13 protein-coding genes and 1 riboswitch are annotated in these 18683 nt (G+C 61.1%); of the genes, 9 read left to right on the top strand and 4 right to left on the bottom strand.

Translation table 11 applies throughout. The features are described from left to right. Nucleotides 1–22: 22 nt before the first annotated feature. Entirely contained in the window at nt 23–1207 is a 1185-nt protein-coding gene (locus ABLV76_RS14860; protein ID WP_023319717.1) for a sugar efflux transporter, read from the bottom strand. A gap of 286 nt (nt 1208–1493) precedes the next feature. Continuing rightward, complete coding sequence (gene sgrT / locus ABLV76_RS14855) at nt 1494–1646, bottom strand: glucose uptake inhibitor SgrT (RefSeq protein WP_348878369.1); 153 nt, start codon at nt 1644–1646, stop codon at nt 1494–1496. An 87-nt stretch (nt 1647–1733) separates the two neighbouring features. On the opposite strand from sgrT, the gene sgrR reads away from it, so the two are divergent. The 4 genes from sgrR to thiQ all read left to right on the top strand — a co-directional run bounded on the left by sgrR (nt 1734) and on the right by thiQ (nt 6933). Then, entirely contained in the window at nt 1734–3389 is a 1656-nt protein-coding gene (gene sgrR, locus ABLV76_RS14850) for an HTH-type transcriptional regulator SgrR (protein WP_065799900.1), read from the top strand. Between the two features lie 37 nt (nt 3390–3426). Next, nucleotides 3427–3646: riboswitch (TPP riboswitch) on the top strand. A 32-nt stretch (nt 3647–3678) separates the two neighbouring features. Beyond that, entirely contained in the window at nt 3679–4662 is a 984-nt protein-coding gene (gene thiB, locus ABLV76_RS14845) for a thiamine ABC transporter substrate binding subunit (RefSeq protein WP_064189476.1), read from the top strand. Beyond that, nucleotides 4638–6248, top strand: coding sequence for a thiamine/thiamine pyrophosphate ABC transporter permease ThiP (thiP, locus tag ABLV76_RS14840; RefSeq protein ID WP_004204304.1), 1611 nt, complete (start codon nt 4638–4640; stop codon nt 6246–6248). Before thiB ends, thiP begins: the two co-directional genes overlap by 25 nt. Beyond that, nucleotides 6232–6933 carry a thiamine ABC transporter ATP-binding protein ThiQ gene (gene thiQ / locus ABLV76_RS14835; RefSeq protein WP_064189475.1) on the top strand — a complete coding sequence of 234 codons (702 nt, stop codon included), beginning with the start codon at nt 6232–6234 and terminating at the stop codon, nt 6931–6933. The genes thiP and thiQ overlap by 17 nt, the downstream gene beginning before the upstream one ends. Here the strand turns inward: thiQ and ABLV76_RS14830 are convergent. After that, entirely contained in the window at nt 6920–7687 is a 768-nt protein-coding gene (locus ABLV76_RS14830) for a DedA family protein (RefSeq protein WP_004204302.1), read from the bottom strand. The genes thiQ and ABLV76_RS14830 overlap by 14 nt on opposite strands. Nucleotides 7688–7815: 128 nt before the next feature. Further along, nucleotides 7816–8661, bottom strand: a complete 846-nt coding sequence (gene araC / locus ABLV76_RS14825) for an arabinose operon transcriptional regulator AraC (RefSeq protein ID WP_004204301.1) — start codon at nt 8659–8661, stop codon at nt 7816–7818. Between the two features lie 337 nt (nt 8662–8998). On the opposite strand from araC, the gene araB reads away from it, so the two are divergent. From araB to rapA, 5 genes are all read left to right on the top strand, one after another. Next, on the top strand, nt 8999–10708 hold the full coding sequence (gene araB, locus ABLV76_RS14820; protein WP_348878368.1) for a ribulokinase: 1710 nt from the start codon (nt 8999–9001) through the stop codon (nt 10706–10708). Nucleotides 10709–10718: 10 nt separating this feature from the next. Continuing rightward, nucleotides 10719–12221 (top strand): L-arabinose isomerase, encoded by a 1503-nt coding sequence (araA, locus tag ABLV76_RS14815; RefSeq protein ID WP_057213368.1) that lies wholly within the window; start codon nt 10719–10721, stop codon nt 12219–12221. A gap of 137 nt (nt 12222–12358) precedes the next feature. After that, on the top strand, nt 12359–13054 hold the full coding sequence (gene araD / locus ABLV76_RS14810; RefSeq protein WP_017901201.1) for an L-ribulose-5-phosphate 4-epimerase: 696 nt from the start codon (nt 12359–12361) through the stop codon (nt 13052–13054). A gap of 177 nt (nt 13055–13231) precedes the next feature. Then, nucleotides 13232–15589: a DNA polymerase II gene (polB, locus tag ABLV76_RS14805; RefSeq protein ID WP_348878367.1), complete on the top strand. Its 2358-nt coding sequence runs from the start codon at nt 13232–13234 to the stop codon at nt 15587–15589. Nucleotides 15590–15776: 187 nt separating this feature from the next. Beyond that, the gene (gene rapA / locus ABLV76_RS14800) at nt 15777–18683 is read left to right on the top strand and encodes an RNA polymerase-associated protein RapA (RefSeq protein WP_062914365.1); all 2907 of its coding nucleotides are present in this window, start codon (nt 15777–15779) and stop codon (nt 18681–18683) included.

Raw genomic sequence — 18683 nt, 5'->3', positions numbered from 1 at the left:
CACGCCGGGGCGAAGAGGACGGTCAGATATCTTTCACCTTGCTGGTTAAAAACAGCGTCACCAGCGAAATCGCGGCGATCGTCCAGTAGACGCTGGCGTGGCCATAGCTCTGCGACAGCGCCCCCTGCATCACGCCGGCGAGGATCACGCCAGTGGAAATACTGTTGGTAAACAGGGTGGTCGCCGCCCCCGCGCGTCCCGGCATTAAATCCTGGAACCACAGCATGCCGATCCCGGCGATTATGCCGATAAAAATGGCGTTGAACAGCTGCAGGGCCAGCAGCGCCGTTCGGCCATGAAACAGGATCAGCCCCAGATAAAACAGCACACCGGCCGCCACCGCCGCTACCATCATTTTACGTTTACCAAAGCGCTTCACGTAGTAGCCGGCGAGGATCATCGCCGGAATTTCCAGGCCGGCGGCGGTGCCCATCAGGATCCCGGCCAGACTGTCGGGAAGCCCGAGATCGCTGCTGATCCACAGCGGCATATCAATGATATACATGGTGTTGCAGGTCCACATCAGGGTGGAGGCGATAAACAGCATCCGCACATTCTTGTCCTGCCAGCCGCCGGCCTGCGCCAGCGCCTCCGCCTCTTCCGAGGGCTGTTCCACGCGCGGAACCGAGGGCAGTTTGACCGCAATCAGCGCCAGGCTGATCGCAAAGATGCCCGCCGCAATAGAGAACATGGTGGTAAAGCCATAGTTGAGCGCCAGCATAAAGGCCAGCGGCGGGCCAATCACCCACGCCAGAGACAGCTGGGCACGCATGACCGAGCTGAACATCACCACTTCCCGCGCCGAGCTGTCGGCATATTCCCGCGCCAGGGCAAAGAGCTGCGGCATGGCGGCGTTAGCGATGGATGCCAGCATCACCCCACAGGTGATCAGCGTCAGATAGTGGCGGTTGAAGGCAAACAGCAGCGCATTGCCTACCGCCATCAGACAGCAGAACATAATTAACCGCCGCCGGTCGCCGCGGCTATCGGAGCGCTTGGCCAGTGCCAGACTCACCAGGATCCCGGCTATCGCATTCACGGTGTAGAACAGGCCCACCCAGAACGGCTGCGCCCCCACTTCGCGGCTGAGAAACAAACTCAACGTCGGCGCCTGCAATGCGCCCGCCACGCCCATCATAAAAGCAACCAGCATAAAGGCGGCATAGACGCCGTTTAGCCGTCGTCCCATCGTCATCAACCACAGCATGAAATGTCCTTAACACACGCGAAGTAAACGAAAAAAGCCAGCAGAGGCTTTCTGCTGGCGGGTGATTCTATACTCTGTGGATTTCACGTTGCAGGACAAACGGTTAACCGTTTTGCGCAGCGCTTACGCTGGCTCCGAAAGGGTGAGTCCCGTAGGGGCGATTCACGCGGCCAGAACATAGGCTCTGGGAGCATCGACAGCGATAGACCCGGGCAAGCGCGCGCACCTGCAGCTTGAAAAACGACGAGTATAACACCAATACTCAGTCACACATGATGTCTGCAAGTCAATGATCAGAGGTCTTTGACGTCACTCCCCACTGCATCAGTTCGCCCAGGATTTCCTGCTGTCGTCCTGCCATCAGGCGGGCCAGCCAGGACGCTTTCTGCGTCGCAGAAAAGTAGCGCTGGTAGAACGATTTTGCGGTAGACCTCATCATATTCACCTCCTCGCTTCATCGGGATTCATTATTGGCTTAATATGGGGAGTAATAAATTGCTGAGTTTTGCGCAGGAGTTCCCCTTTTATGTCTTCCGGCCGTCTGCAACAACAGTTCATCCGTCTATGGCAGTGCTGCGACGGCAAGTCGCAGGAGACCACCCTCAACGAACTGGCGGAAATGCTGAGCTGCTCGCGCCGCCACATGCGCACCTTGCTCAATATGATGGAGTCCCGCGGCTGGCTGACCTGGGAGGCGGAGGCTGGCCGCGGAAAACGCTCGCGGCTGACCTTTCTCTATACCGGCCTCGCCCTGCAGCAGCAGCGTGCCGAAGATCTGCTTGAACAGGATCGCATCGATCAGCTGGTGCAGCTGGTCGGCGATAAAGCCGCCGTCCGTCAGATGCTGGTCTCGCATCTCGGGCGCAGCTTCCGCCAGGGGCGGCACATCCTGCGCGTGCTCTACTACCGGCCGATGAAGAATTTACTGCCCGGCAGCGCGCTGCGACGTTCGGAAACCCATATCGCCCGGCAAATATTCAGCGCGCTGACGCGGGTAAATGAGGAAAATGGGGAACTGGAAGCTGATATTGCCCACCACTGGCAGCAGTTGACGCCCACCCACTGGCGCTTTTTCCTCCGGCCAGGCATCCATTTTCACCACGGCCGTGAGCTGGAGATGAGCGATGTGATCGCTTCTCTGCAGCGCAGCAATGCCCTGCCGCTCTATTCGCATATCGAACGCATCGAGTCGCCCACCGCCTGGACCCTGGATATTCATCTGCGCCAGCCCGACCGCTGGCTGCCCTGGCTGCTGGGCCAGGTGCCAGCGATGGTGCTGCCGCAGGAGTGGCAGACCATGAACCACTTTTCTTCGATGCCGGTCGGCACCGGCCCGTATGCCGTGGTGCGTAACAATCAGAACCAGCTCAAGATCCACGCCTTTGAGGACTATTTTGGCTACCGGGCGCTGATCGATGAGGTGAACGTCTGGGTGCTACCGGAAATTAGCGAAGAGCCCAACGGCGGCCTGACGCTGCAGGGGAATACCGAAAGCGAAAAGGCGGTGGAGAGTCGTCTGGAAGAGGGGTGCTACTATCTGCTGTTCGACTCGCGAAGCCCGCTGGGCGCCAACGACGCGGTGCGTCGCTGGTTAAGCTATCTGTTCCAGCCCGCGAACCTGCTCTACCATGCGGGCGAACACTACCAGGGCAACTGGTTTCCCGCCTACGGCCTGCTGCCGCGCTGGCATCACGCCAGCAACCACGCCAGCGACAAGCCGGCGGGGCTGGAGACGGTCACCCTCACCTATTACCGCGATCACGTCGAACACCGGGTGATCGGCGGGATCATGCGCGACCTGCTGGCCACGCATCAGGTGAAGCTGGAGATCCAGGAGCTGGAGTACGATGCCTGGCATCGCGGCGAGGTAGTCAGCGATATCTGGCTCAACAGCGTTAACTTCACCTTGCCAATCGAATTCTCGCTATTCGCCTATCTGTACGAAGTCCCGCTGATTCAGCGCTGCATCCCCATCGACTGGCAGGAAGACGCCAGCCGCTGGCGCGCGGGAGAGTTTAATCCGGCCACCTGGAGTCAGCGCCTGCTGGCCAGCCAGCATATCGTGCCGCTGATCCATCACTGGCTGATGATTCAGGGCCAGCGCAGTATGCGCGGCGTGCGGATGAACACCCTCGGCTGGTTCGATTTTAAATCCGCATGGTTTGCGCCGCCGGAGCCGTAAGCGCTTTCCGTCATCTGACAAAATCATTACACTAAGGCCGTTCTCAACGGGGTGCTAATAAACATACGCAATATCATTCAAGTTGCATCAAGGCAGCAAGCGGGTGAATCCCCTGGAGCATAGATAACTATGTGACTGGGGTGAACGCGCGAAGCTAACGCAGATGCGGCTTGAAGGATGAAGCGTATGGGCTGAGAAAATACCCGTCGAACCTGATCCGGATAACGCCGGCGAAGGGATTTGAGGCTCACTCAAAATCCTTTGCCACCCCTTTTTTCTGAGGTGCAAAGTGTTGAAAAAATTACTCCCGCTGCTGGCGCTGGTCGCCATGCCCGCTCTGGCTAAGCCTGTCCTCACCGTCTATACCTATGACTCCTTCTCTGCCGACTGGGGCCCCGGCCCGGCGGTCAAAAAAGCGTTTGAAGCGGACTGCGGCTGCGAGCTGAAGTACGTCGCGCTGGAAGATGGCGTTTCGCTGCTCAATCGTCTGCGCATGGAAGGCAAGAACAGCAAGGCTGACGTCGTGCTTGGCCTTGATAACAACCTGCTGGAAGCCGCGGCGCAGAGTAAACTGTTTGCCAAAAGCAACGTACCCGCCAGCGCGGTCAGCGTGCCGGGCGGCTGGGATAACGACATCTTTGTCCCCTACGACTACGGCTATTTCGCCTTCGTCTATGACAAAAACAAACTGGCCAACCCGCCGAAGAGCCTGAAAGAGCTGGTCGAGAGCCCGCAAAAATGGCGGGTCATCTATGAAGATCCGCGCACCAGCACCCCGGGGCTGGGGCTGCTGCTGTGGATGCAAAAGGTCTATGGCGATAAAGCGCCCGAGGCCTGGCAGAAGCTGGCGGCGAAAACCGTTACCGTCACCAAGGGCTGGAGCGAAGCCTACGGTCTGTTCCTGAAAGGGGAAAGCGACCTGGTCTTGAGCTACACCACCTCGCCGGCCTACCACATGATTGAAGAGAAGAAAGACCACTATGCGGCGGCGAACTTCGCCGAAGGCCACTATCTGCAGGTCGAAGTTGCCGCCCGCACCGCCGCCAGCAAGCAGCCGGAACTGGCGGAAAAATTCCTCAAATTCATGGTCTCGCCTGGCTTCCAGAACGCCATCCCCACCGGCAACTGGATGTATCCGGTGACCCAGGTCGCGCTGCCGGCCGGTTTTGCAAGCCTGGTAAAACCGCAGACCACGCTGACGTTTACCCCGCAGCAGGTCGCCAGCGAGCGTCAGACCTGGATTAGCGCATGGCAACGCGCCGTCAGCCGCTAAACCTGAGCGGGCTGCTGCCGGGCCTGTTCGCCGCTACGCTGCTCTGCGCCGTCGCGCTGGCGGCGTTTCTGGCGCTGTGGTTCAGCGCCCCCGGCGCGGGCTGGCGGACGGTCTTCAGCGATAGCTACCTCTGGCATGTGGTGCGCTTCTCCTTCTGGCAGGCGTCGCTGTCAGCGCTGCTCTCGGTGGGGCCGGCTATCTTTCTCGCCCGCGCGCTTTATCGGCGTCGCTTCCCCGGCCGCACGTTGCTGCTGCGTCTGTGCGCGATGACCCTGATCCTGCCGGTGCTGGTGGCGGTGTTCGGCATCCTCAGCGTCTATGGCCGCCAGGGCTGGCTGGCCTCGCTGTTTCACACTTTCGGCTGGCAGTGGGATTTCTCACCTTACGGCCTGCAGGGCATCCTGTTGGCGCACGTCTTTTTCAATATGCCGATGGCCACCCGCCTGCTGCTGCAGGCGCTGGAGAACATTCCCGGCGAGCAGCGGCAAATTGCCGCCCAGCTTGGCATGCGCGGCTATGCCTTCTTCCGCCTCGTCGAATGGCCATGGATGCGCCGGCACATTCCCGCCGTCGCCGCGCTGATTTTTATGCTCTGCTTTGCCAGCTTCGCCACCGTGCTGTCGCTGGGCGGCGGCCCGAAGGCCACCACGATTGAGCTGGCTATCTACCAGGCGCTGAGCTTTGACTACGATCCGGCGCGAGCGGCAATGCTGGCGTTGATTCAGATGCTCTGCTGCCTCGGGCTGGTGCTGCTCAGCCAGCGCCTCAGTAAAGCGGTGGCTATCGGCGTCAGCCATGTCCGCGGCTGGCGTGACCCTGACGATCGCCTGCATAGCCGGCTGAGCGATGGGTTGCTGATCGGCGCCGCCCTGCTGCTGCTGCTGCCGCCGCTGCTGGCGGTCATCGTCGACGGGGTCAACCGCAATATGCTGGACGTGCTGGCGCAGCCCGCCCTCTGGCAGGCATTAACGACTTCCCTGCGCATCGCCATCGCCGCCGGGCTGTTGAGCGTGACCCTGACAATGATGCTGCTATGGAGCAGTCGCGAGCTGCGCGCCCGCCAGCGGCCGCTGGCCGGGCAGGCGATGGAGCTGAGCGGCATGCTGATCCTTGCCATGCCGGGCATCGTGCTGGCTACCGGCTTCTTTCTGCTGCTCAATAACAGCATCGGCCTGCCGGAGTCCGCCGACGGCATCGTCATCTTTACCAACGCTCTGATGGCGATCCCCTACGCGCTTAAAGTGCTGGAAAACCCGATGCGCGACATTGCCGTCCGCTACAATATGCTGTGCCAGTCGCTGGGGATCGAAGGCCTGACGCGACTGCGGGTCATCGAACTTCGCGCGCTCCGGCGCCCCCTAGCCCAGGCGTTAGCCTTCGCCTGCGTGCTGTCGATTGGCGACTTCGGCGTGGTGGCGCTGTTCGGCAACGAGGCGTTCCGCACCCTGCCTTTCTATCTCTACCAGCAGATAGGCGCCTACCGCAGCCAGGACGGCGCCGTCACCGCTCTGCTTCTGCTGCTGCTCTGTTTCTTATTATTTACGCTGATTGAAAAACTTCCGGGGCGTGATGCTAAAACTCAATGATGTGACATGGCTGTACCAGCATCTGCCGATGCGCTTTACTCTCGACGTCGCGCGCGGCGAGCGCATCGCGGTGCTCGGCCCCAGCGGCGCCGGAAAGAGCACCCTGCTGAATCTGATCGCCGGTTTTCTGCCGCCCGCCAGCGGCAGCCTGCAGATTAACGGCGAGACGCATCACGCGACGCCGCCGGCGCAGCGTCCGGTCTCGATGCTGTTCCAGGAGAATAACCTGTTTAACCATCTGACCATTCGGCAGAATATCAGCCTCGGGATCCACCCTGGCCTGAAACTGAGCCGCGAACAGCAGCAGAAAGTCACGGCGATTGCCGTCCAGATGGGAATTGATGCCCTGCTTGACCGCCTGCCGGGAGCGCTCTCCGGCGGTCAACGGCAGCGCGCGGCGCTGGCCCGCTGTCTGGTGCGCCAGCAGCCGGTGCTGCTGCTGGATGAACCCTTCTCGGCGCTCGACCCGGCGCTGCGTCAGGAGATGCTGGCGCTGGTGGCGGATGTCTGTGAACAGCAGCAGCTCACCCTGCTGATGGTTTCGCACAGCGTGGAAGATGCCGCGCGCATCGCGCAGCGCTCGATTGTGGTCGCCGAAGGGCGCATTGTCTGGGATGGCGCTACCGCCGAGCTGTTAAGCGGCCGCAGCAGCGCCTCGCATCTGATGGGGATCAGCGCGCGATAACCTTGTGCAGGATCGCCAGATAGACCGGCATCAGCGGATGGCGGAAGACAAATGTTAACGCCGTTGCCGCCAGCGCGACCATACACGGCGCCAGCCACAGCAGACGCCCGCGCGGCAGCCAGCGGGACAGCCGATCGCCAGACGTTTTCGCGCTCCGCCACAGCCGCCAGCACAGCCACCCCGCCAGCCAGGCCAGCAGCGCCGCCCCCAGCAGCAGCCATTGAAAGCTGGCGCTGTTTTCATCGGCCGGAATATCAATCGCCGCGCCGGCGAGAATCCCCGGCAGGAAATAGAGCGGCGGCCAGAGCAGGCAGCCGATAATATTCGGGAGCACGAATTTGGCCACCGGCAGGTCGAGCATCCCGGCGACCATCGGCACCAGCGGACGCGTCGGCCCGACAAAGCGGCCAATCAGGATGGTGATCATGCTGTGCTGGTGCAGCGCATGCTCGGTTTTTTCCAGCAGGGCGCGGTTTTTCTTCATGAACGACCAGCGGTGCAGCGGCTTTTTAAAGCGCCAGCCGAGCCAGAATGAGATCCAGTCTCCCAGCAGACAGCCCACGATCCCCGCCAGCCACGCCTGCCAGAAATTAACCTCACCGCCGCCAATCAGCGCCCCAAGGCCGGCCATCATCACCGTTCCGGGTAAAATAAGCCCCACCAGCGCCAGCGACTCGAGAAAGGCCACCAGCATCACGGCTAACAACGAGTAGACCGTGGATTGGGTAATAAAGTGTTCGAGCAATGCTTGCATAATGTACCCGGTTAAAAAACGAAGCCCGGATTCTCCGAAGCCATCGCGCCGTCGTCAAGCCAACAATTGTCTTAAGAGTTTACTGGCTGTGACATTTAAGCGGGTCATCATTTCACTTTCTTTACTTTTTATTCACATCCCGCGCGGAATTCGCTCGGGCTGGCGCCGGTGCATTTTTTGAACACGCGGGAAAAATAGAGCTGATCTTCAAAGCCGACGTTGCGCCCGACGGTGGCGATCGGCATCCGCGTGGTGCTCAGCAACAGTTTGGCCTGGCTGATGCGCTGGTCTTCACGCCAGCCGAGCACGCTGATCCCCAACTGCTGGCGGAACAGGTGCGACAGACGCGAGGGCGACAGGCAGACGTGCTGGGCGACGCTGGCGATATCAAAATGGCTGTCCGCCAGATGGTCGCTGATGTACTGGCAGGCGTCGCGCACCCGGTTATCCAGCGGCGGATGCAGCGATTCGTTGATCGCCTCCATCCGCCGCAGCAGGAGCTGTTCCAGCAGATTAATCGCCAGCAGTTCGGAATAGCGCCCCGCCCCCTGTCCGGCATCGACTATCTGGCCGAACAGCTCGCCAAAGCGCGCCTGCCACTGTTCGTCCGGACGGAAAAAGCCGGTCTGGGCGAAGATGGTCGGCCAGTTGAGCCACTCGTGCCAGTAGGCGCGCGGGCGGAAGTAGACCCACTGGTGATACCACTCGCTGGCGTCGGGATGGCGGCCGTAGTGATGGATCTCCCCCGGCGGGAACAGCAGCATATCGCCCGGCCGGCAGACAAACTGCTCGCCGTGGTTGTTGATCACCCCCTCGCCGCGGATCGTCAGGTTGAGGATATAGCCTTTCATACCCAGCGGGCGGTCGATAAAAAAATCCAGGTATCCCTGCGCCTCAATCGGCGTCAGACCGGTGACCAGATGAGCGTTAAAAGAGTAGCCCGGCAGCAGCGGATCGTTTTGCGTTTCGGCCATACGCGTGGTTCTCCCCGAAGGTATTAGTGACACCAATTGTCCATATTCATCATTTTATCGCTCTCGGCCCTGTCACGACTGCGACGGCAGTGGGAATTTCGCTAAAAAGCCGCACAGCAAGCGAAAAAAGCGCCAGCGGCGTGCATTCCACCGTGATATGCCGGGTAACAAAAGTGTCTATAAATACGGCAGGAAAGTCCACATCGAATATTTGCACGGCGTCACACTTTGCGAGGTGACAGCAAAATAATCCATAAGATTAGCGAATCCGGCCTGACGGATTTTGCCGGGGATATCTACTGTTGCTGCATGAATGATTTCTGCATGGAGTAACAAGATGGCAATTGCGATTGGCCTCGACTTTGGTAGTGACTCAGTCCGCGCCCTGGCGGTGGAATGCGCCTCCGGCGCAGAACTGGCGGCAAGCGTGGAGTGGTATCCACGCTGGCGGGAAGGACAGTATTGCGATGGCGCTAACAACCGGTTCCGCCACCACCCGCGAGATTACATCGAGTCCATGGAAGCGGCGCTGAAAAGCGTACTTGCCTCCCTGAGCGCCGAACAGCGCGCCGACGTCGTGGGCATTGGCGTCGACAGCACCGGCTCAACCCCGGCTCCCGTTGATGCCGAGGGCAACGTGCTGGCGCTGCGCGAAGAATTCGCTGACAACCCTAACGCCATGTTTGTCCTGTGGAAGGATCACACCGCGGTCGAGGAAGCCGAGGCGATCACCCGCCTGTGCCACCAGCCGGGCAAAGAGGATTACTCGCGCTATATTGGCGGGATCTACTCCAGCGAATGGTTCTGGGCCAAAATCCTCCACGTCACCCGGGAAGATAGCGCCGTCGCCCAGGCAGCCGCCTCGTGGGTGGAGCTTTGCGACTGGGTACCCGCCCTGCTCTCCGGCACCACCCGTCCGCAGGATCTGCGCCGCGGCCGCTGCAGCGCCGGGCATAAATCCCTGTGGCATGAAAGCTGGGGCGGTCTGCCGCCGGCCAGCTTCTTCGATGAGCTTGATCCCATCATTAACCAGCATCTGGCCTGGCCGCTGTTCACCGATACCTGGACGGCCGATGTGCCGGTCAGCACGCTGAGCGCAGAGTGGGCCCAGCGCCTGGGCCTGTCGCAGACCGTGGCCATCTCCGGCGGCGCCTTCGACTGCCATATGGGCGCCGTGGGCGCCGGCGCGCAGCCTAACGCGCTGGTGAAAGTCATCGGCACCTCCACCTGCGACATTCTGATTGCCGATAAAGAGAGCGTCGGCGACCGCACGGTCAAAGGCATCTGCGGCCAGGTCGACGGCAGCGTAGTCCCGCACTTTATCGGTATGGAGGCAGGCCAGTCCGCCTTCGGCGATATTTACGCCTGGTTCGGTCGCATTCTCGGCTGGCCGCTGGAGCAGCTAGCCCAGCAGCAGCCAGCGTTGCGGGAGCAAATCAAAGCCAGCCAAAAACAGTTACTGCCGGCGCTCACCGAAGCCTGGGCCAACAATCCATCGCTGGAGCATCTGCCGGTGGTGCTTGACTGGTTCAACGGCCGCCGCACGCCGAATGCCAACCAGCGCCTGAAAGGGGTGATCACCGACCTTAACCTGGCCACCGACGCGCCGGCGCTGTTCGGCGGTCTGATCGCCGCCACCGCCTTCGGCGCCCGCGCCATTATGGAGTGCTTCACCGAGCAGGGGATCCCGGTTAACAACGTCATGGCGCTTGGCGGTATCGCGCGGAAAAACCAGGTCATCATGCAGGCCTGCTGCGACGTGCTGAACCGTCCGCTGCAAATTGTCGCCTCCGATCAGTGCTGCGCGCTGGGGGCGGCTATCTTCGCCGCCGTCGCCGCCGGTGTCTATGAGGATATTCCAGCCGCCCAGCAGCGGATGGCAAGCCAGGTGGAAACCACCCTGCAGCCGCGCCCGGCGCAGGCACAGCGTTTCGAACAACTCTATCAGCGCTACCAACAGTGGTCGGTCAGCGCCGAACAACACTATCTCCCTTCGGCTGCAAAGGCGGAAAAAGCCCCGCAATCTCAGGCAGCGCTCACCCATTAAGGATACGAAAATGACGATTTTTGATAACTATGAAATATGGTTCGTTATTGGCAGCCAACATCTGTACGGCCCGGAAGCCCTGCGCCAGGTGACGAAGCATGCCGAACATGTGGTGAACAGCCTGAATGCGGAAGCCAAACTGCCGTGCAAACTGGTCCTTAAGCCGCTGGGCACCACCCCGGACGAAATCACTCACATCTGCCGCGACGCTAACTACGATGACAAATGCGCCGGGTTAGTGGTCTGGCTGCACACCTTCTCGCCGGCAAAAATGTGGATCAACGGCCTGACCATTCTCAACAAGCCGCTGCTACAGTTCCATACGCAGTACAATGCCGCGCTGCCCTGGGACAGCATCGATATGGACTTTATGAACCTGAACCAGACCGCGCATGGCGGCCGCGAGTTCGGCTTCATCGGCGCCCGTATGCGCCAGCAGCACAGCGTGGTGACCGGCCACTGGCAGGATAAAGAGGCCCACCAGCGCATCGGTGGCTGGATGCGCCAGGCGGTCTCCAAACAGGATACTCGCCATCTGAAAGTGTGCCGTTTCGGCGATAACATGCGCGAAGTGGCGGTGACCGACGGCGATAAAGTCGCGGCGCAGATCAAGTTTGGCTTCTCAGTGAACACCTGGGCGGTCGGCGATCTGGTGCAAGTGGTCAACAGCGTCAGCGACGGCGATATCAGCGCCCTGGTCGATGAATACGAGAGCAGCTATCGTCTGACCCCGGCGGCGCAGGTTCACGGCGACAAGCGTCAGAACGTGCTGGACGCCGCGCGCATTGAGCTGGGGATGAAACGCTTCCTCGAACAGGGTGGTTTCCACGCCTTTACCACCACCTTTGAAGATCTCCACGGCCTGAAACAGCTCCCGGGGCTCGCCGTACAGCGCCTGATGCAGCAGGGCTACGGCTTTGCCGGCGAGGGCGACTGGAAAACCGCCGCTCTGCTTCGCATCATGAAGGTGATGTCAACTGGTCTGCAGGGCGGCACCTCCTTTATGGAGGATTACACCTACCACTTCGACAACGGCAACGATCTGGTGCTCGGCTCGCACATGCTGGAAGTGTGCCCGACGATCGCCACCGCCGAGAAACCGATCCTCGACGTCCAGCCGCTGGGCATCGGCGGCAAAGCGGATCCGGCGCGCCTGATCTTCAATACTCAGACCGGCCCGGCGATTGTCGCCAGCCTGATCGACCTGGGAGACCGCTTCCGTCTGCTGGTCAATACCATCGAAACCGTCCCGACCCCGCACGACCTGCCGAAGCTGCCGGTGGCTAACGCCCTGTGGAAAGCGCAGCCGGATCTGCGTACCGCTTCGGAAGCCTGGATCATCGCCGGCGGCGCGCACCATACCGTCTTCAGCCATGCGCTGAACCTCGACGATATGCGCCAGTTCGCCGAACTGAATGATATCGAGCTGACGGTCATCGACAACGACACCCGTCTGCCGGCCTTCAAAGACGCGCTGCGCTGGAATGAAGTCTATTACGGTTCAAAACGCTAAGAGGTCGCCCCCTCACCCTACCCCTCTCCCCGCCGGGGAGAGGGTACCGGCCTGGCGCGATACCGCCTTTCTCCCTCTCCCGACGGGAGAGGTTCGGGGTGAGGGATACCCGACTCGCCTGCTATTCGGAGCACACTATGTTAGAAGATCTTAAACGCCAGGTGCTGGAAGCCAACTTAGCGCTGCCGCAGCATAATCTGGTGACCTTAACCTGGGGCAACGTCAGCGCCGTCGACCGCGACCAGGGCGTTCTGGTTATCAAACCCTCCGGCGTGGATTACCGCGTGATGACCGCCGACGATATGGTGGTGGTCAGTCTGGAGAGCGGCGAAGTGGTGGAGGGTAAGAAGAAACCCTCGTCGGATACCCCGACCCATCGCCTGCTGTATCAGGCCTTCCCGACGCTGGGCGGCATTGTGCATACCCATTCGCGCCACGCCACCATCTGGGCGCAGGCCGGGCAAGCTATTCCGGCGACCGGCACCACCCACGCCGACTATTTCTATGGTCCGGTGCCCTGCACCCGGCTGATGACCGATGCGGAGATCAACGGCGAATACGAATGGGAAACCGGCAAGGTGATTGTCGAAACCTTCCGCCAGCGCGAGATCGACCCGGCGCAGATGCCCGGCGTGCTGGTGCATTCCCACGGCCCGTTCGCGTGGGGTAAAAACGCCGAAGACGCGGTGCATAACGCCATCGTGCTGGAAGAGATCGCCTATATGGGCATCTTCTGCCGCCAGCTGGCGCCGCAGCTGCCGGATATGCAGCAGACGCTGCTGGATAAACACTATCTGCGTAAGCATGGGGCCAAAGCCTACTACGGCCAATAATCACCCTGCTCGCGCTGCGTTTAGCAGGGCTACGGCTCTGCACCGTCTGGCAGACCGGATAAGGCGCAAGCCGAAATCCGGGGGCCACCTCAGCGCCGAATACCTGTATAAAATCCCAGCACTCATTGAGAAACCAGGCTATAATCAGGCCTGGTTTTTTTATCATCGAGAGCACCCGTGACCCAGCCACGAGCAGGTTTTCTACTCACCCGTCACTGGCGGGACACTCCGCAACGCACCGAACTGTCCTTCTGGCTGGCCACCGACGACGGCCCGCTGCAGGTCACGCTGCCGCCGCAGGAGTCCGTCGCCTTTATCCCCGAAGCGCAGCGGGCGCAGGCTGAGCGACTGCTGCAGGGTGAGAAAGGCTTCCGCTTCGCCTCGCTGGCCCTGAAAGATTTCCATCGCCAGCCGGTTGTCGGCCTCTACTGCCGCGCCCATCGTCAACTGATGCGTCTGGAGAAGATGCTCCGCGACAGCGGCGTCACCCTCTATGAGGGCGATATCCGTCCGCCGGAGCGCTACCTGATGGAGCGCTTTATTACCGCCCCGGTGTGGGTGGAAGGCGAAACGCGCGGCCCACAGCTGGTTAACGCGCGCATGAAACCTAATCCTGACTATCGCCCGCCGCTGAAATGGGTGTCGCTGGATATCGAAACCAGCCGCCACGGCGAGCTGTACTGCATCGGCCTGCAAGGCTGCGGTCAGCGGGTGGTCTACATGCTGGGCCCCGAACCGGAAACGCCGCCAGACGTCGATTTCGATCTGGTCTACGTCGCCAGTCGCTCCCTGCTGCTGGAAAAGCTCAACGCCTGGTTTGCCGATCACGACCCCGACGTGCTGATCGGCTGGAACGTGGTGCAGTTCGATCTGCGCGTCCTGCAAAAGCATGCCGAACGCTACCGCATCCCGCTAAGGCTCGGCCGCGGCAACAGCGAGCTGGAGTGGCGCGAGCACGGTTTTAAGAACGGTGTCTTCTTCGCCCAGGCCCACGGCCGGCTGATTATTGACGGCATCGACGCGCTGAAATCGGCGTTCTGGAATTTCTCCTCCTTTTCGCTGGAGGCGGTGGCCCGCGAGCTGCTGGGCGAAGGCAAAGCCATCGACAACCCATGGGATCGGATGGACGAGATCGATCGCCGCTTCCATGAAGATAAACCGGCGCTGGCCATCTATAACCTACAGGACTGCGAGCTGGTGACGCGGATCTTCCACAAAACAGAGATCATGCCATTTCTACTCGAGCGGGCGACGGTCAACGGCCTGCCCGCCGATCGCCACGGCGGCTCGGTCGCCGCCTTCAGCCACCTCTATTTTCCGCGCATGCACCGCCTGGGCTACGTGGCGCCGAACCTCGGCGACGTGCCGCCCCAGGCGAGCCCCGGCGGCTATGTGATGGACTCCCGCCCCGGCCTGTATGACTCGGTGCTGGTGCTGGACTACAAGAGCCTGTATCCGTCGATCATTCGCACCTTTTTAATCGATCCGGTCGGCCTGGTGGAGGGCCTGGCGCAACCCGATGACCAGCACAGCATTGAGGGCTTCCTCGGCGCCCGCTTCTCGCGAGACAAGCACTGCCTGCCGGGGATTGTCAGCCAGATCTGGCACGGCCGCGATGAAGCCAAGCGCCAGCACAATAAGCCGCTCTCCCAGGCGCTGAAGATCATCATGAACGCTTTTTACGGCGTGCTGGGCACCAGCGCCTGCCGCTTCTTCGACCCACGTCTCGCCTCGTCGATCACCATGCGCGGCCACGCGATCATGCGTCAGACTAAAGCGTTAATTGAAGCCAATGGTTATGACGTCATCTACGGCGATACCGACTCCACCTTCGTCTGGCTTAAGCGCCCGCACAGCGAAGCGCAGGCGGCGGAGATCGGCCGGACGCTGGTGAACGACGTCAACGCCTGGTGGGCGCAGGAGCTTGGCAAACTCCAGCTAACCAGCGCCCTGGAGCTGGAATACGAAACCCACTTCTGCCGCTTTTTGATGCCGACGATCCGCGGAGCCGATACCGGCAGCAAGAAGCGTTACGCCGGAATGATTCAGGAGGGCGACGGCCAGCGCATGGTTTTCAAGGGTCTGGAAACGGTGCGCACCGACTGGACGCCGCTGGCCCAGCAGTTTCAGCAGGAGCTGTACCTGCGCATTTTCCGCAACCAGCCCTATCAGGATTATGTGCGGGAGACTATCGCCAGGCTGATGAACGGCGAGCTCGATGAGCAGCTGGTTTATCGCAAACGCCTGCGTCGGCCGCTGGCGGAGTATCAGCGCAACGTGCCGCCGCACGTGCGCGCCGCGAGGCTTGCCGATGAGCACAACCTGAAGCGGGGTCGGGCGCAGCAGTATCAGCAACGCGGCACCATCAAATACGTCTGGACCACCGGCGGTCCGGAACCGGTGGATTATCAGCAGTCGCCACTCGATTACGACCACTATTTGTCAAAGCAGCTGCAGCCGGTAGCGGAAGGGATCCTGCCCTTCGTCAACGACGACTTTGCTACAATAGTGACAGGACAGCTGGGGCTATTTTGATTTTTTCTCACCCATTCCGCGGGCGCAGAAGCCTGAAAATGAACCGTGAGGAGGACGTGACGAACGTTCTGCCATCCAGTAATATAGCGCCCTTTCCATTCCTGGCCCCAATTTTGACGCATCTCCGGTTGTACATGGAGATGATCAACTATTGCCTGCAATTAAAGAACTAAAGAGCCGAACATATATGCCTTTTACACTTGGTCAACGCTGGATTAGCGACACAGAGAGCGAACTAGGATTAGGGACGGTGGTAGCGCTGGATGCGCGCATGGTCACTCTCCTTTTCCCCGCCATCGGCGAAAACCGTCTGTACTCACGCAACGATTCCCCGATCACTCGCGTGATGTTTAACCCGGGCGACACCATTACCAGCCACGAAGGCTGGCAGCTCCACGTTGACAAAGTGCATGAAGAGAACGGGCTGCTGTCCTACACTGGCACCCGCCTCGATACCCAGGAAGCGAACGTCACCCTGCGTGAAGTGCTGCTCGACAGCAAACTGGTGTTCAGCAAGCCGCAGGACCGCCTGTTCGCCGGACAAATCGACCGCATGGACCGCTTTGCCCTGCGCTACCGCGCGCGCAAGTTCCAGAGCGAGCAGTACCGCATGCCGTGGAGCGGCCTGCGCGGCCAACGCACCAGCCTGATCCCGCATCAGCTGAACATCGCCCACGACGTGGGCCGTCGTCACGCGCCACGCGTCCTGCTGGCCGATGAAGTGGGCTTAGGTAAAACCATCGAAGCCGGGATGATCCTGCACCAGCAGCTGCTCTCCGGCGCCGCCGAGCGCGTACTGATTGTGGTTCCAGAAACTCTCCAGCACCAGTGGCTGGTGGAGATGCTGCGCCGCTTCAACCTGCGCTTCTCGCTGTTTGACGACGAGCGCTACGCCGAAGCGCAGCATGACGCCTACAACCCGTTCGAAACCGAACAGCTGGTGATCTGCTCTTTAGACTTCGTGCGCCGCAGCAAGCAGCGTCTGGAGCACCTGTGCGACGCCGAGTGGGACCTGATGGTGGTCGATGAAGCGCACCATCTGGTGTGGAGCGAAGACGCCCCGAGCCGCGAATATCAAGCCATTGAACAGCTGGCCGAGCGCGTGCCGGGCATTCTGCTGCTGACCGCGACGCCGGAACAGCTGGGGATGGAGAGCCACTTTGCGCGCCTGCGCCTGCTGGATCCGAACCGCTTCCACGATTTCGCGCAGTTTGTCGAAGAACAGCAGAACTACCGTCCGGTGGCCGACGCTGTCGCTCTGCTGCTGGCGGGCAACAAGCTGAGCGATAGCGAACTCAATACCCTCGGCGATCTAATCGGCGAGCAGGATATCGAGCCGCTGCTGCAGGCCGCCAACAGCGATCGCGAAGACGCTCAGGCCGCGCGCCAGGAGCTGGTCTCGATGCTGATGGACCGCCACGGCACCAGCCGCGTGCTGTTCCGTAACACCCGTAACGGCGTCAAAGGTTTCCCGAAACGCGAGCTGCACACCATTCGCCTGCCGCTGCCGACCCAGTACCAGACCGCCATCAAAGTATCCGGCATCATGGGCGCCCGCAAAACCGCGGAAGAGCGCGCGCGCGACATGCTCTACCCGGAGCAGATCTATCAGGAATTTGAAGGCGATACCGGCACCTGGTGGAACTTTGACCCGCGCGTCGAGTGGCTGATGGGCTACCTGACCAGCCATCGCTCGCAGAAGGTACTGGTGATTTGCGCCAAAGCCGCCACCGCGCTCCAGCTGGAGCAGGTGCTGCGCGAGCGCGAAGGTATCCGCGCCGCCGTGTTCCATGAAGGGATGTCGATTATCGAACGCGACCGCGCCGCGGCGTGGTTTGCTGAAGAAGACACCGGCGCCCAGGTGCTGCTGTGCTCCGAGATCGGCTCCGAAGGACGCAACTTCCAGTTCGCCAGCAACCTGGTGATGTTCGATCTGCCGTTTAACCCGGATCTGCTGGAGCAGCGTATCGGCCGTCTCGACCGTATCGGCCAGGCGCACGATATCCAGATCCACGTCCCGTACCTGGAAAAGACCGCGCAGTCGGTGCTGGTGCGCTGGTATCACGAAGGCCTCGACGCCTTTGAACATACCTGCCCGACCGGACGGACCGTCTACGACAGCGTCCATAACGAGCTGATCAACTACCTTGCGGCGCCGGAATCCACCGACGGCTTTGACGATCTGATCAAATCCTGCCGCCAGCAGCATGACGCTCTGAAAGCGCAGCTGGAGCAGGGCCGCGACCGTCTGCTGGAGATCCACTCCAACGGCGGCGAGAAAGCCCAGGCCCTGGCGGAGAGCATCGAAGAGCAGGATGACGACACCAGCCTGATCGCCTTCTCGATGAACCTGTTCGATATCGTCGGCATCAACCAGGACGACCGCGGGGAAAACCTGATCGTCCTCACCCCTTCCGACCATATGCTGGTGCCGGATTTCCCGGGCCTGCCGGAGGACGGTTGCACCATCACCTTCGAGCGTGACGTGGCGCTGTCCCGTGAAGACGCGCAGTTCATCACCTGGGAACACCCGCTGATCCGCAACGGCCTCGACCTGATCCTCTCCGGCGATACCGGCAGCAGCACTATTTCCCTGCTGAAGAACAAGGCGCTGCCGGTCGGCACTCTGCTGCTGGAGCTGATCTACGTGGTCGAAGCGCAGGCGCCGAAGCAGCTGCAGCTCAACCGCTTCCTGCCGGCGACCCCGGTTCGCATGCTGCTGGATAAAAACGGCAACAACCTCGCCGGCCAGGTGGAGTTTGAAAGCTTCAACCGCCAGCTGAGCGCGGTCAATCGCCACACCGGCAGCAAGCTGGTCAACGCGGTGCAGCAGGACGTTCATGCCATTCTGCAGCAGGGCGAAGCGCAGATCGCCAAGGCGGCGCAGGGGCTGATCGACGCGGCGCGTAGTGAAGCCGACGATAAGCTGACGGCGGAACTCTCCCGTCTGGAAGCGCTGAAGGCGGTCAACCCGAACATCCGTGACGACGAACTGGCGGCGATTGAAAGCAACCGCCAGCAGGTGCTGGAGGCGCTGGGACAGGCCGGATGGCGTCTGGACGCGCTGCGTCTGATCGTCGTCACTCACCAGTAA

The sequence above is a fragment of the Klebsiella sp. GB_Kp047 genome, from assembly GCF_040065235.1.
GTDB lineage: Bacteria > Pseudomonadota > Gammaproteobacteria > Enterobacterales > Enterobacteriaceae > Klebsiella > Klebsiella quasipneumoniae.
Note: the sequence above shows the minus strand (reverse complement) of the source record. Positions and strands in the feature narration are given on the sequence as shown.